Source organism: Jiangella sp. DSM 45060, from assembly GCF_900105175.1.
Classification (GTDB): domain Bacteria; phylum Actinomycetota; class Actinomycetes; order Jiangellales; family Jiangellaceae; genus Jiangella.
The window spans coordinates 6,283,032-6,296,153 of the sequence record NZ_LT629771.1 but is presented as its reverse complement, the minus strand read 5'-3'; the positions used below and the strand labels follow the sequence as shown (position 1 = coordinate 6,296,153).

At 71.6% G+C, this 13,122-nt stretch carries 11 protein-coding genes and 1 riboswitch; of the genes, 7 read left to right on the top strand and 4 right to left on the bottom strand.

What is annotated here, in order from left to right; genetic code table 11:
* The first annotated feature begins 140 nt into the window (after nucleotides 1-140).
* A complete protein-coding gene (locus BLU82_RS28305; protein ID WP_092624247.1) occupies nucleotides 141-1,535 on the top strand; it encodes a tetratricopeptide repeat protein in 1,395 nt (464 codons plus the stop codon).
* 109 nt (nucleotides 1,536-1,644) lie between these two features.
* Here the strand turns inward: BLU82_RS28305 and BLU82_RS28300 are convergent, their stop codons facing one another.
* Entirely contained in the window at nucleotides 1,645-2,610 is a 966-nt protein-coding gene (locus BLU82_RS28300; RefSeq protein ID WP_197682529.1) for an EamA family transporter, read from the bottom strand.
* A gap of 184 nt (nucleotides 2,611-2,794) precedes the next feature.
* Nucleotides 2,795-3,027: riboswitch (cobalamin riboswitch) on the top strand.
* 171 nt (nucleotides 3,028-3,198) lie between these two features.
* On the opposite strand from BLU82_RS28300, the gene BLU82_RS28295 reads away from it, so the two are divergent.
* The 5 genes from BLU82_RS28295 (at nucleotide 3,199) to BLU82_RS28275 (ending at nucleotide 8,885) form a co-directional block, all read left to right on the top strand.
* A complete protein-coding gene (locus BLU82_RS28295; protein ID WP_092624246.1) occupies nucleotides 3,199-5,700 on the top strand; it encodes a ribonucleoside-diphosphate reductase subunit alpha in 2,502 nt (833 codons plus the stop codon).
* Nucleotides 5,701-5,713: 13 nt separating this feature from the next.
* Nucleotides 5,714-6,700 carry a ribonucleotide-diphosphate reductase subunit beta gene (locus BLU82_RS28290; protein ID WP_092624245.1) on the top strand — a complete coding sequence of 329 codons (987 nt, stop codon included), beginning with the start codon at nucleotides 5,714-5,716 and terminating at the stop codon, nucleotides 6,698-6,700.
* A 6-nt stretch (nucleotides 6,701-6,706) separates the two neighbouring features.
* Nucleotides 6,707-7,969 (top strand): Nramp family divalent metal transporter, encoded by a 1,263-nt coding sequence (locus BLU82_RS28285; RefSeq protein WP_092624244.1) that lies wholly within the window; start codon nucleotides 6,707-6,709, stop codon nucleotides 7,967-7,969.
* Nucleotides 7,970-8,125: 156 nt separating this feature from the next.
* Complete coding sequence (locus BLU82_RS28280) at nucleotides 8,126-8,473, top strand: RNHCP domain-containing protein (RefSeq protein ID WP_092624243.1); 348 nt, start codon at nucleotides 8,126-8,128, stop codon at nucleotides 8,471-8,473.
* Between the two features lies 1 nt (nucleotide 8,474).
* On the top strand, nucleotides 8,475-8,885 hold the full coding sequence (locus tag BLU82_RS28275) for an RNHCP domain-containing protein (protein WP_092624242.1): 411 nt from the start codon (nucleotides 8,475-8,477) through the stop codon (nucleotides 8,883-8,885).
* 5 nt (nucleotides 8,886-8,890) lie between these two features.
* Here the strand turns inward: BLU82_RS28275 and BLU82_RS28270 are convergent, their stop codons facing one another.
* Genes BLU82_RS28270 through BLU82_RS28260 form a run of 3 tightly spaced genes read right to left on the bottom strand, consistent with a single transcriptional unit; the run spans nucleotide 8,891 to nucleotide 11,432 of the window.
* Entirely contained in the window at nucleotides 8,891-9,496 is a 606-nt protein-coding gene (locus BLU82_RS28270; RefSeq protein ID WP_092624241.1) for a DNA-binding response regulator, read from the bottom strand.
* Nucleotides 9,493-10,626 carry a sensor histidine kinase gene (locus BLU82_RS28265; RefSeq protein ID WP_092624240.1) on the bottom strand — a complete coding sequence of 378 codons (1,134 nt, stop codon included), beginning with the start codon at nucleotides 10,624-10,626 and terminating at the stop codon, nucleotides 9,493-9,495. Before BLU82_RS28265 ends, BLU82_RS28270 begins: the two co-directional genes overlap by 4 nt.
* Nucleotides 10,627-10,634: 8 nt before the next feature.
* On the bottom strand, nucleotides 10,635-11,432 hold the full coding sequence (locus BLU82_RS28260) for a thioesterase family protein (protein ID WP_092624239.1): 798 nt from the start codon (nucleotides 11,430-11,432) through the stop codon (nucleotides 10,635-10,637).
* A 156-nt stretch (nucleotides 11,433-11,588) separates the two neighbouring features.
* Between BLU82_RS28260 and BLU82_RS28255 the strand changes: the two genes are divergently transcribed.
* Complete coding sequence (locus BLU82_RS28255; RefSeq protein ID WP_172885716.1) at nucleotides 11,589-12,848, top strand: thioester domain-containing protein; 1,260 nt, start codon at nucleotides 11,589-11,591, stop codon at nucleotides 12,846-12,848.
* The last annotated feature ends 274 nt before the right edge of the window (nucleotides 12,849-13,122 follow it).

Genomic DNA, 13,122 nt, shown 5'->3' with positions numbered 1-13,122 from the left:
CCGGCGACGACACCGTGAACATGAGTGCGAACGATGCGACTACCGCGACCAGAACTCGCTTGGCACGCCCCATCTAGATCGAACTCCTAAAGTCGGCATTTGGACTGGCAAAATGTGACTGACTGTAGTCCAATACTGTCATGACAGAAGACCAGCCAGCAACAGTGGACGAGGCGCCGCTTCCGACGCCCGTCGGGCAGCGTATCCGATCCCGCCGGTTGGAGCTCGGCCTCTCTCAGGCAGAGATCGCCGAGGGCATGCTGTCCCCCAGTTACGTCTCGCTCGTCGAGAGCGGCCGCCGCCAGCCGGCGTCCTCCGCGCTCGCCCACATCGCCGAGCGGCTGCGCATCGACGTCGAGTACCTGCGCGACGGCGTCGACGCCTCCGTCCGCACCAAGGCCCGCCTCGCCCTCGGCCGCGCCGAGATGGCGCTGCGCGAAGGCCGGGCCGACGAGGCGTACGAGCAGTTCACCACGCTGGTCGGCGACCCCGGTCTGAACGACGAGCAGAGCCGCGCCGCCCGTCTGGGCCGGGCGCTGGCACGCGAGCGCACGGGCGACCTCGAGGGCGCCATCGACATCCTCAGCGAGCTGGCCGACGAAGCCCGCCAGACGCCGGCGGTCCAGTCCTGGCTCGACGTCGCCATCGCGCTCACCCGGTGCTACGACCGCGCCGGCGACTTCGACATGGCCATCCAGATCGGCGAAGAGGCCCGGCGCGCGGCCTTCGATCTCGGGCTCGAGAGCACCGACGAGTACATCCGCCTGGGCTGCACCATCCTCGGCGCCTACTCCGGCCGCGGCGACGTGGTCCGGTCCAAGGCGCTGGCGGCCGAGCTGGTGTCCGCCGCCGACCGCATCGGCACGCCGCACACCCGCGGCGCGGCGTACTGGAACGCCTCGCTGGTCGCGGAGTCGCGCGGCGAGCTGGCGCTGGCGCTGAACCTGGTCGACCGCGCCCTGGCGATGTTCGGCGAGGGCGACGACGTCCGCAACCTCGCCCGCCTCCGGGTGGCGCACGCCGGCCTGCTGCTGCACGGCAGCGAGCCGCAGGCCGAGCGGTCGCTCGAGATCCTCGACGGCGTCGAGGAGAACATCAAGCGCTACGGCAGCGCCACCGACATCGCCAACTTCTACAGCCGCCGGGCGCAGACGCTGCTGCAGCTGGCTCGGCTCGACGAAGCCCGCGAGTCGGTCGAGGCGTCGCTGCGCGAGCTCGGCGACCAGCCGCGGGTCGGCGGTGCCATCGCCCGGCTCACGCTGGCTCGCATCCTGCGGGCGCAGGGCGAGCTCGACGAGAGCATCCGCGAGGCCGCGCTGGCGGCGTCCATGCTCGAGTCCATGGGCGCCTCCCGGGTCGCCGCAGCGGCCTGGCGCGAGCTGGCCGACCTCTACCGCGACCTCGGCCGCGTCAACGAGGCGATGAGCGCCTACGACAGCGCGCTGCGCTCGGTGCGGGTCGTGCCCTACGCCGGGGCCAGCCTGGTCGAGGACGAGCAGTCGGGCACCGCGGTGAGCGAGCTGGCCGGCACCTGACGCACAGTCGCACGTCCTGAAGGCGTGAGCGGCACCTCGTCGCTCACGCCTTCACCGTGTCCGGGGGCGGTTTTCGCCGCATGGTCCGCCCGCGCCCCGCTCCGCGGTGTCAGCGGGTCAGCGCCTCGTCGGGGGCGAGATCGGGGTCGCGCTCGGCGGGCGGCGCCTTGGCCGACGTGCGCTCGCCGTTGACGACCAGGACGACGCCGCCGACCACCAGGGCGCCGCCGACCAGCACGATCGACGTCACCGGCTCGGAGAGGATCAGCCAGCCGAGGATCACGGCGACCACCGGGTTGACGTAGGCATAGGTGCCGATCAGCGACAGCGGTGCGTTCGCCAGCAGGTACCCGTAGGCCGAGAACGCGAGCAGCGACCCCATGAGGACGAGGTAGGCCAGCGCCAGCCAGCCCTTCGCCGGCACCGCCGAGGCGTGCAGGTCGCCGAACTCTCCGGTCGCCGCCGACACGATCGTCAGCATGACGCCGCCGGCCAGCATCTCGTAGCCCGACGCCACCAGTGCGTTGCGCGGCAGCCCCAGCCGGGGGGAGAGGTAGGACCCGAACGCCCACGAGATGGTGCCGAACAGCAGGACGCCGATGCCCCACGCCTCGACGCCCTCGATGCCGCCGCGCGGCAGGCAGATGACCGCGACGCCGGCCAGGCCGACCAGGACGCCCACCCAGGTGAGCCAGGGCGGCCGCTGACCACCGGCGACCTGCAGCAGCACGAACCACAGCGAGATCGCCCCGACGACGAGCGCGGCCAGGCCGCTGGGGACCGTCTGCTCGGCGACGGCCACCATGGCGTTGCCGAGCACGAGCAGCAGCAGCCCCATGACGGCGGCTCCGCGCAGTTCGCGGCCGCTGATGCGGATCCCGGCCCGGCCGTGCCGCAGCCACAGGTAGCCGAGCATCAGGATCCCGGCGGACAGGAAGCGCAGGCCCATGCCGAGGAACGGCGGGATGCCGGCCTCGACCACGACCCGGATGCCGAGGTATGTCGACCCCCAGACCACGTAGACCACGACGAGCGCGGTCCAGATCATCGCCGGCCGGGCCGTGGCCTGCGTCATGAGCGTCTCCTTCGAACAGTGCTGACCGCGCCCATTGTGACGGATCGCCGGGCAGCAGCGACAGCGAGTTTCGGCCATGTCGCTGCAGGATCGGGACAGCGTCGTCGCGGCATCTGTCCCGATGTGGGCGACCGGCAGGCGAGACACTAGATGTAGGTGACTTGCATCTGTGTAAGTACCAGATAGTGTGGCTGTTGCAGCTGGTTCCGCCGGTCAGCCAGATCGGCGGGGGCAACAGGGAACCCGGTGTGAGTCCGGGACTGCCCCGCAGCGGTGAACGGGAACGACCGCCGTCAACGAAGCACTGGGCCTCCGCGAAGAGGCCTGGGAAGCGACGGCCAGTAGAAGGAGCACCACCCGCCAGGTGGCCCTCCGCGCCCGTGAGTCCGAAGACCTGCCAGCGCACCGCACGCCACACGCGTGCGGTGGTCCGCGGCTCCCGAGGGAGGGGCCAGGGGACGATACGGCGACGTACTCACCGCCGCGCCCGCGCCACCGGCGCGCCCGGCGCGGTGCCGGCGACGCATCTCTCCTGACCCCGGCCTCCGAGCCCGTGGACCGAGCCAGCCGAGCTCGCGAGGAGAGAGCATGAGCGTCAACGTCGTCAAGCGCGACGGGTCGGTCGAGCCGTACGACGGCTACAAGATCGCCCGGGCCATCGAGGCCGCCAGCGTGGGCCTGGACAACCAGGTCGCCCGGGTCACCCAGCTGCGGTCCGAACTCGAGATCACCCTGTTCGACGGCATCACCAGCCAGCAGCTCGACGAAGCCGTCGTCCAGGTGGCCCTGCAGAACGTCCGCGACGATCCCGCGTTCGACACCGTCGCGGCGCGGGTGCTGCTGAAGACGGTGTACAAGCGGGTCCTCGGCGACTACGAGTCCGCCGGCCAACTGGCCGAGCTGCACCGGCGGAGGTTCCCCGGCTACGTGGCGGAGGGCGTGGCCGCCGGGCTCCTCGACGATCGGCTCGCGACCCACTTCGACCTCGACCGGCTGGCCGCGGCGCTGGACCCGGCGCGCGACGACCTGCTGCGCTACATCGGCGTGGTCACCATGAGCAACCGGTACATGATCAACGACCGCGACGGCCACCGGCTCGAGGTGCCGCAGTTCTTCTGGATGCGGGTCGCGATGGGGCTGTCGCTGAACGAGGCCGACCCCACGTCCGCGGCCATCGGGTTCTACACGAAGATGTCCCGACTCGACTACCTGGCGGCCGGATCGACGCTGGTCAACGCCGGTACGGCGTACTCGCAGCTGTCCAACTGCTTCGTCATGGAGATGCAGGACGACATCGAGCACATCGCCAAGAGCGTGCGCGACGTCATGTGGCTGACCAAGGGGACCGGCGGCATCGGGCTGTCGGTGACGAAGCTGCGCGCCGAGGGCTCGCCGATCCGCAGCAACAACACCGTCTCGACCGGCCCGATCCCGTTCATGCACACCATCGACTCCACGCTGCGGGCGGTGTCGCGCGGCGGCAAGAAGTTCGGCGCGCTGGCCTTCTACATCGAGAACTGGCACCTCGACTTCCCGCAGTTCCTCGACCTCAAGCAGAACGCCGGCGACCCGTACCGCCGGGTCCGCACCGCCAACACGGCGGTCTGGATCTCCGACGAGTTCATGATCCGCGTCGCCAACGACGACGACTGGTACCTGTTCGACCCGCTCGATGTGCCGGACCTGCCGGAGCTGTACGGCGCCGCGTTCAGCCGGCGCTACGCCGAGTACGTCGCGGCGGCCGAGGCCGGCGAGCTGCGCGCGTTCACCCGCATCAAGGCGCGCGAGCAGTTCCGGGCCATCCTGGTGGCCCTGCAGACGACGTCGCACCCGTGGCTGACGTGGAAGGACACCATCAACAACCGGGCGCTCAACGACAACACCGGCACGATCCACCTGTCCAACCTGTGCACCGAGATCACGCTGCCGCAGGATCGCGACAACGTCTCCGTCTGCAACCTCGCCTCGATCAACCTGTCCGCGCACCTCGGGCCGGACGGGTGGCAGTGGGACCGGCTGCGCGACAGCGTCCGGCTGGCCGTCCGACAGCTCGACAACCTCATCGACATCACCATCTCGTCGGTGCCCGAGTCCGAGCGGTCCAACGAGCTGAACCGCGCCGTCGGCCTGGGCGTCATGGGCTTCACCGACGTCGTCGAGCGGCTGGGCTGGTCGTACGAGAGCGAGCAGGCCTACGACCTCATCGACCGGCTGATGGAGTTCATCAGCTACCACGCCATCGACGAGAGCGCCGACCTCGCCCGTGAGCGCGGCTCGTACGCCAACTTCGACGGCTCCGGCTGGAGCCGCGGCCTGGTGCCCATCGACACCGTCGACCGCGCCGAGCGGGAGCGCGGCGTGCCGATCACCGTGGCGCGGTCCAGCCGGCTCGACTGGGACGTGCTGCGCGCCAAGGTCCGCGGCGGCATGCGCAACGCCACCCTCATGGCCATCGCCCCGACGGCGTCCATCGGCCTGGTCGCCGGCACCACGCCGGGGCTGGACCCGCAGTTCTCCCAGCTGTTCAGCCGGGCCACCAGCTCTGGCAAGTTCCTGGAGGTCAACCGCAACCTGGTGGCCGACCTCAAGGAGCGTGGGCTGTGGGAGGACGTCCGCGAGGACTTGCTGCGCGCGCAGGGCGACGTGTCGGCGCTGGACGCCGTCCCGGCCGGCCTCAAGGCGATCTACCAGACCTCGTTCCAGCTCTCGCCGTACGCGTTCATCGAGGTGGCGGCGCGGGCGCAGAAGTGGATCGACCAGGCGATCAGCCGCAACATGTACCTCGAGACGCGCGACATCGACGACATGGTCGACATCTACTCGGCGGCGTGGTCGAAGGGCGTCAAGACCACCTACTACCTGCACGTCAAGCCGCGGCACACGGCCGAGCAGAGCACCGTCCGGGTGAACAAGGCCGAGTCGCTGGCCGGCGCCGGTGCCTCGTCCGGCGGGCAGCGCCGCGGCTTCGGCGCGGCCCGGACGGCGGTCCAGCCCGCAACGGTCCAGGCCCTGCCCGTCGTGACGGAGCCGGCGGCGGACGCGTGCCCGGTCGATCCGCAGGAACGCCTGCAGTGCGAGTCCTGCCAGTGAAGGGGAACCGACGATGAGCATTCTCGGCACCGGCATCCAGGAGGGCCTGCTGCTCAAGCCGGTCCGCTACCCCTGGGCCTACGAGCTGTACAACCAAGCCGTCGCGAACACGTGGTTCCCGCACGAGGTGCAGCTCGGCGAGGACATGGCCGACTTCCGGAAGATGTCCGACGAGGAGCGGCACGCGCTGACGTTCCTCATGAGCTACTTCAACCCGAACGAGCTGCTGGTGAACAAGGCACTCGCGTTCGGCGTGTACCCGTACCTCAGCGCTGCCGAGGCGCACCTCTACCTCGCCAAGCAGATGTGGGAGGAGGCCAACCACGTCATGGCCTTCGAGTACATCCTCGAGACGTTCCCCATCGACCGCGAGCAGGCCTACGCCGCGCACCTCACCGTCCCGTCGATGGTGGCGAAGGAGGAGTTCGAGGTCCGCTACATCAAGCGGATGACCGAGCAGACGCTCGACGTCACCACCGTCGAGGGCAAGCAGGACTTCGTCCGGAACCTGGTCGCCTACAACATCGTGCTGGAGGGCATCTGGTTCTACAGCGGGTTCATGGTGGCGCTGAGCTTCCGGCAGCGGAACCTGCTGCGCAACTTCGCGTCGCTGATCGACTGGATCGTCCGCGACGAGAGCCTGCACCTGAAGTTCGGCATCAACCTCGTCCTCACCGTGCTGGACGAGAACCCGGAGCTGCAGACGCCGGAGTTCGCCGCCGAGATCGAGCAGATGATCATCGACGGCGTCGAGATGGAGGAGCGGTACAACCGCGACCTGCTGCCCACCGGCATCCTGGGGATGAACGCCGAGTACATCAACCAGTACGTGAGGTACCTGGCCGACCGGCGGCTGGAGGAGCTGGGCTTCGAGCCGCACTACAAGGTCGCCAATCCCGCGAAGTGGATGGCGACTGCCAACGACACGCTGCAACTGGTGAACTTCTTCGAGTCCATCAACACCAGCTACGAGGTCGACGCTCGCGCGAGCGGAGGATAGGGACTCATGTACGTACGGGTGCGCCGCCGACGGCCGGGCCGCGACGGCGCGCCACTGCCGCCGCTGCCCGGCGCGGGACTGGGCCTGCTCGGTCCCGCGTTCGTGGCGGCGGTCGCCTACGTCGATCCCGGCAACGTCGCGACCAACCTGTCCGCCGGCTCCGGCTACGGCTACCTGCTGGTGTGGGTGCTGGTGCTGGCCACCGCGATGGCCGGGCTGGTGCAGTACCTGTCGGCGAAGCTCGGCGTCGTCACCGGGTCGTCGCTGCCCGAGGTGCTGCGCGACCGCATGCCGCGCGGCGGCCGGCTGGCGTACTGGCTGCAGGCCGAGGTGGTCGCGATGGCCACCGACATCGCCGAGGTGGTCGGTGGCGCCATCGCGCTGAACCTGCTGTTCGGCCTGCCGCTGTGGCTCGGCGGCCTGATCACCGGCGTCGCGTCGATGGCGCTGCTGACGGTGCAGAACGGCCGCGGGCAGCGCGCGTTCGAGCGGGTCGTCACGACGGCGCTGCTGGTCATCGCGGCCGGGTTCGTGGCCGGGCTGTTCGTGCAGCCGCCGTCGGCATCGGGCATCGTGTCCGGGCTGGCCCCGCGGTTCGAGGGCACCGAGACGGTGCTGCTGGCGGCCGGCATGTTCGGCGCGACCGTCATGCCGCACGTCGTCTACCTGCACTCGGCTCTGGCCCGCGACCGGTTCGGCGCCACGCCGGAGCCCGGGCTGGTCGGCCGGCTGCTGTCGGCCACCCGGGTCGACGTCGGCCTCGCGATGGTGGTGGCGGGCAGCGTGAACATCGCGCTGCTGCTGGTCGCGGCGGCCTCCCTGCGCGGCGTCGACGGCACCGACACCATCGCGGGGGCGCACGCCGCCGTCGAGTCCGGCCTGGGGACGGCGATCGGTGCGCTGTTCGCGGTCGGCCTGCTGGTCTCCGGCCTCGCGTCGACGTCGGTGGGGTGCTACGCCGGCGCCGTGATCATGGAGGGTCTGCTGCTGCGTCGCATCCCGCTGCTGGCCCGGCGGCTGGTGACGCTGCTGCCGGCGGTGCTGATCCTGACCACCGGTGCCGAGCCGACGTGGCTGCTGGTGCTCTCGCAGGTGGTGTTGTCGTTCGGCATCCCGTTCGCGATCATCCCGCTGGTCGCCGTCACCGCGAAGTCGTCGGTCATGGGCCGCTGGGCCAACTCGCGCCTCACGACCGTCCTGGCCGCCGGCGTCGCCGTCGTCGTGGTCAGCCTCAACGTCGCGCTGCTCACCCTGACCGTCCTGGGGTAGGCGCGCGGAAAATCCGTGGCGGCCGGGGCACACGCGCCCCTACGCTGACTCTCGTTCCTTGCGATCCGTGTCGCTGAGAGGGTGTCTTGATGTCCCGGCCCGCGCCGAGCGCGCCTCGCCGCACCTCGTAGCCGTCGAGGCCGTTTCGGCCTGCTCTTGCTGTCATGCCTGACCTCTCAGCAAGGAGCACTCACCTTGGACACCTTCACCTGCGGGTGGTGCGGACTCACCGTGTCCGCGGCCACTCCCGCCGGCACACCTCGCGGGCACTGCCCGTCCTGCCTGCACGCACGGCACGCCACCGACTGTCGCGGACGGATGACGCCGATCGCCATCGCCGTGCTGCCCACCGGCGACTGGATGGTCATCCACCGCTGCGTCCGCTGCGACGAGCTCGCCACCGACCCGGTCGGTGCGGACGACAACCAGCTGGTCCTCATGCGCATGGCGGTTCGTCCGCTCGCCCAGCCGCCGTTCCCGCTCGAAGCGTTCGGGAGCCTGTGAGATGCCGCGCCGCACCAGCGGGGCGGCTCGACGCCGGCGTCCGCAACGCCACAAGGACGTGCTGCACGAGCACCTCACCCGCGACTTCCGGTGCGCCGGCTGCCGCCTGGACGTGTCGGTCGACGCGCCGGGGACCGGGCATCGCAACCATTGCCCCCACTGCCTGGTCAGCCTGCACGTCGACGCCCGTGTCCCGGGCGACCGGGCCGCCGGCTGCCGGGGCCGCATGGAGGCGTTGTCGGTGTCGGCGCGATCCGACGGCGAGTGGATGCTCATCCACCGCTGCCTGGCCTGCGGCGAGCTCAGTGCCAACCGCATCGCCGGCGACGACAACCCACTCGCGCTCGTGCGCCTCGTCCTCCGGCCGTTGAGCGCGGCCAGCGCCTCGTGCCGTGCGCTGCTGGCGTCGTGATGCCCTCAGAGCCAGCCGTTCTCGTCGGCGATGCGCACGGCCTCGGCCCGGCTCGACGCGCCGAGCTTGGCGACCGCGGCGGCCACGTAGTTGCGGACGGTGCCGGGCGACAGGTGGGTGCGCCGGGCGATGACGGCGACCGGGGTGTCGTAGCCGGCCAGCCGGAGCACCTCCAGTTCACGCGGCGTCAGGGGGTTGACCGGCGCCGTCAGCGCGTCGGCGGCCAGGGCGGGGTCGACGTAGCGTTCGCCGCCGTGGACGCGGCGGATGACGTCGGCCAGCGTGCCGCCCGGCGACCCCTTCGGGAGGAAGCCCTTCGCGCCCGCCGTCAGGGCCCGCTGCAGGTGCGGCGGCCGCCCGTGACCGGTGAGGATGACGACGGCGCATGACGGCAGCGCGGTGGCCAGCTCGGCCGCCACCTCCATGCCGGACAGCCGCGGCATCTCCAGGTCGGCGACCACGACGTCGGGACGGTGCGCCAGAGCGGCGTCGACGGCGGCCCGGCCGTCCGGCGCCTGCGCGACCACCTCGAGGCCGGGTTCGAGGCCGAGCAGGGCGGCGACCGCGGTGCGGATCAGCTCCTCGTCGTCAGCCAGCAGCACCCGGATCACGGCCGCACCGCCACCGCGAGCGTGAACACGTCGCCGGACCGGCTGGAGCGCAGCGTGCCACCGGCCTCGGCCAGCCGGTCGGCCAGCCCACGCAGCCCGGAGCTGTGCGCGTCGGGACCGTCGCCCGTCGCGCCGTCGTTGACCACCGTCATGCGCACCTCCTCGCCGTCCCGGCCGATGTCGATCGTGCACCATCGGGCCCGGCTGTGTCGCAGGACATTCGTGCTCGCCTCGCGCAGCACCGGGATCAGCAAGGTGCTCACCGGCTCGGGCAGCGGCCGCTCCGGCCCGGTGACGGTGCAGCGGACCCCGGAGGACTCCAGCACCCGCCGGATCGCGTCCAGTTGGCCGTCGAGGTCGACCGTGCGGTAGCCGTGCACCACCTGGCGCATCTCGGTCAGCGCCGACGCCGCCAGCGACCGCGCCTCCTCCGCCTCGCGTCCGGCGCGCTCGCCGTCGGTCGTGGCCAGCCGGGCCGCCAGCTCCGTCTTCAACGCGATCACCGAGAGCGTGTGCCCGAGCAGGTCGTGCACGTCGCGGGCGAACCGCAGCCGCTCCTCGGTGGCGGCCAGCCGGGCCTGCGCCAGGCGGCCCTCGCGGGCCTCGACCAGCAGGTCCCACAGCCACATCGGCACGCCGCACAGCGCCGCCACCATGACCGCGTTGATCAGCGTGAGTCCGACGTACATCGGCACCGAGCCGCCGGTCCACCAGCCGACCAGGGCGGAGACGCCGAGGGCGCCGGTGGCCAGCGCCGTGCCGGCGACCCGGCCGATCAGCAGCGGCGCCGACCCGGCCAGCGGACCGCCCAGCCACGCCCACGTCTGCCAGTCGTCCGCGTCGAGCGGGCCGGCCAGCGGCACCGACACCGCCGCGGCGACCAGGAACGCGACCAGCCACCGGTGCCGGGCCGTCTCCGTCGCCCACGGTGTCAGCACCGCGTACACCGCACCGGCCTGGGTGGTGCAGAACAGCGCGACGCCGAGCGCGCCGAGCGCGGCCACGCGGGCGTCGTCCTCGCCGAAGAGCCCGATCAGGCCGCCGGTGAGCGCCGTCGACACCGTCGCGACCAGCGCGAAGAGCAGCACCACCCACCGGGCGCGGCGCAGCCGGGCGTCGGGGGCCGTCATGGACGGGCTCAGGTCACCCGGATCCGGGCCAGCTGCCGCGACTGGGCGACCAGGGCGCCGTCGGCGTCGTACACCTCGGCCTCCTCGTCGAACCAGCCGTCGCGGACCAGCCGGCCGCGCAGGTGCACCGTCAGCCAGCCCGGCGCCGGCAGGCTGCGGGTCAGCAGCGACAGCTGGACGGTGGGCGCCCAGCCCAGGCGGCCCAGGCCGAACACCGTCGGCGGCAGGGAGTCGACGGCCAGCGCCAGCACCACAGGGTCGGGCTGGCTGCCGTCGGCCAGCCGGACGTGCCCGCGCATGGACAGCTGCCCGGCCGGACGGCCGGAGAACCAGCCCAGGGTCTGGGGGTCCAGCCGCAGGTCGACGTGTTCGAGCAGGCCGACGTGGGTGCCGTCGGGGAGGTCGACGACCGCCGGGATGCATTCGTCGACCGGCGCCACCGGCTCCGGCGGCGGGCCGACCCACTCGACCGGCGACGTACGCGACAGCGCGCTGGTGGTGACCGTGGCCTCGACCCGCGCTTCGTCGTCCTGGACCAGCGTGGCCCGCAGCGTCTCGATGGTCCGCCCGGTGCGCACGACGTCGACGTGCACCTGGGCCGGGCCGCCGCTGGGCGGGGCCACGAAGTGCGCGTTGGTGCTCACGGGGTGCGGGTGCGCCGACTCGGCCAGGACGGCGCGCAGGACCAGGGCCAGCAGGTAACCGCCGTTCGGCACGTCGCCCACCGACCAGGTCCCGTCGATGTGGACGTCGTGGCGCCCGGGCGACACCCGGCGCGTGGCCGACGCTTCGTCGAAGTCAGGCACGGGTCAAGACCCTATGCGACTCCGCGCGACACCGACAGTGCCATGCGGCGCTGCGCCGCGCATGTCCAACTTGCGGGGTGTTCTTTCGGTTCATTCCGTTATCCGATAGCCTGCGGCGGTTCTCGGGGGAGTGCGTACATTCACGAAGGAGAACTCTTGTCCACCCAATCCCGCCGGCGCGCCGCAGGCGCCGGCGTCGCGGCCGCGCTGGGCGCGGTCGTTCTGCTTCCGACATCCGCAACGGCTGCCGACTTCGAGACGGCCGACGCCGAGGCCCGGGCGATCATCCACCCGGACGGCAATGTCGCGGGCTACCGCGTCAACCACGGCGGTGGCTCGGTCCAGGCCATCCTGCTCGGCCTGCTGGCCGACGACGGCGCGCAGCTGAAGACCTACTGTGTCGAGGTCAACGTCCCCATCAACGACGATCCCGAACTGAACATGGTCGAGGTGCCCTGGGACTCCTACCCCGTCCCGGACGCACCGTTCACGGAGAACGCCGACCGCATTCTCTGGGTGCTGCAGAACTCGTACCCGGTGGTGCCGGCGGCCGAGATCGAGTCCGCCTTGAACGGCGTCGTGGCGTTCAACGACGGACTCTCCGAGCGCGAGGCGATCACCGCCACGCAGGCCGCCGTCTGGTCGTTCAGCGACGCCCTGCAGCCGAACCTCGACGACTTCACCCCCGAGGGTGACGACGTCGACGCCGACGTGCGGGCGCTGTTCGAGTACCTGACCGGCGAGGAGAACACCGGCATCGGCGAGCAGCCGACGCCGGCGCTGTCGCTGGACCCGTCGGCGCTGTCCGGCGAGGCCGGCACCACCATCGGCTCGTTCACCGTCAGCACCAACGCCGACACCGTCGACGTCACGGCCGAGCTGCCCGAGGGCGTCGAGCTGGTCGACGCCGACGGCGCGCCGCTGGGCGACCAGCTGACCGACGGCGCCAGCTTCGGCGTCGACGTGCCGGCCGACGCGGAGGCCGGCGACGGCACCGTCCGGCTGCACGCCGAGGCGCACCTCAACATCGGCCGGCTGTTCGTCAGCGACACCGACGAGATCCGCACCCAGTCGCTGATCCTGGCGCAGTCGGAGAAGACCGAGCTGGACGTCGAGGGCACGGTCGACTGGACCGCCGCACCGACCGAGACGCCGACGCCGACGCCCACGCCGTCGGAGACCCCGTCGGAGACGCCGAGCGAGACGCCGTCCGAGACCCCGTCGGAGACGCCGAGCGAGACGCCGTCCGAGACCCCCTCGGAGACGCCGAGCCAGACCCCGACCCCGAGCGAGACGCCGGACGAGGACCTGCCGGACACCGGCGCCTCGCCGACGCTGCTGCTGGCGGTCGGCCTGGGCCTGGTCGCGGGCGCCGCGTTCCTGCTCCGTCGCCGGTTCGCCGGGGCCGCGGAGTAACGCACGCCACATCCGAAGCCGCGCGGCGCGTCCTCACGGGCGCACCGCGCGGCTTCGCGTCGTCCCAGGCCCGGTGGCCGCGGTTACGAGGACGACGGAGGACTTGTGCGGACAGTGCAGGGTCCCGGCGAGGAAGTTTGTCCGGAACGACGAGCCTGCGGGGGATCCCGAGCGGGCAGGCTGGCACCAGGTGCTGCAGGATGGAGCCTCACCTGCCGCCTCGATGCACCCGTCCGACCCCGGATCTGGGTACCGTGGCGGTAGGAGGTCGTGA

Bases quoted from the DNA above. Each gene is read 5' to 3' on its own strand.
- BLU82_RS28295 (WP_092624246.1), top strand. From the start codon at position 3,199: ATGAGCGTCAACGTCGTCAAGCGCGACGGGTCGGTCGAGCCGTACGAC.
- BLU82_RS28305 (WP_092624247.1), top strand. From the start codon at position 141: ATGACAGAAGACCAGCCAGCAACAGTGGACGAGGCGCCGCTTCCGACG.
- BLU82_RS28285 (WP_092624244.1), top strand. From the start codon at position 6,707: ATGTACGTACGGGTGCGCCGCCGACGGCCGGGCCGCGACGGCGCGCCA.
- BLU82_RS28290 (WP_092624245.1), top strand. From the start codon at position 5,714: ATGAGCATTCTCGGCACCGGCATCCAGGAGGGCCTGCTGCTCAAGCCG.
- BLU82_RS28265 (WP_092624240.1), bottom strand. From the start codon at position 10,626: ATGACGGCCCCCGACGCCCGGCTGCGCCGCGCCCGGTGGGTGGTGCTG.
- BLU82_RS28300 (WP_197682529.1), bottom strand. From the start codon at position 2,610: ATGACGCAGGCCACGGCCCGGCCGGCGATGATCTGGACCGCGCTCGTC.
- BLU82_RS28275 (WP_092624242.1), top strand. From the start codon at position 8,475: ATGCCGCGCCGCACCAGCGGGGCGGCTCGACGCCGGCGTCCGCAACGC.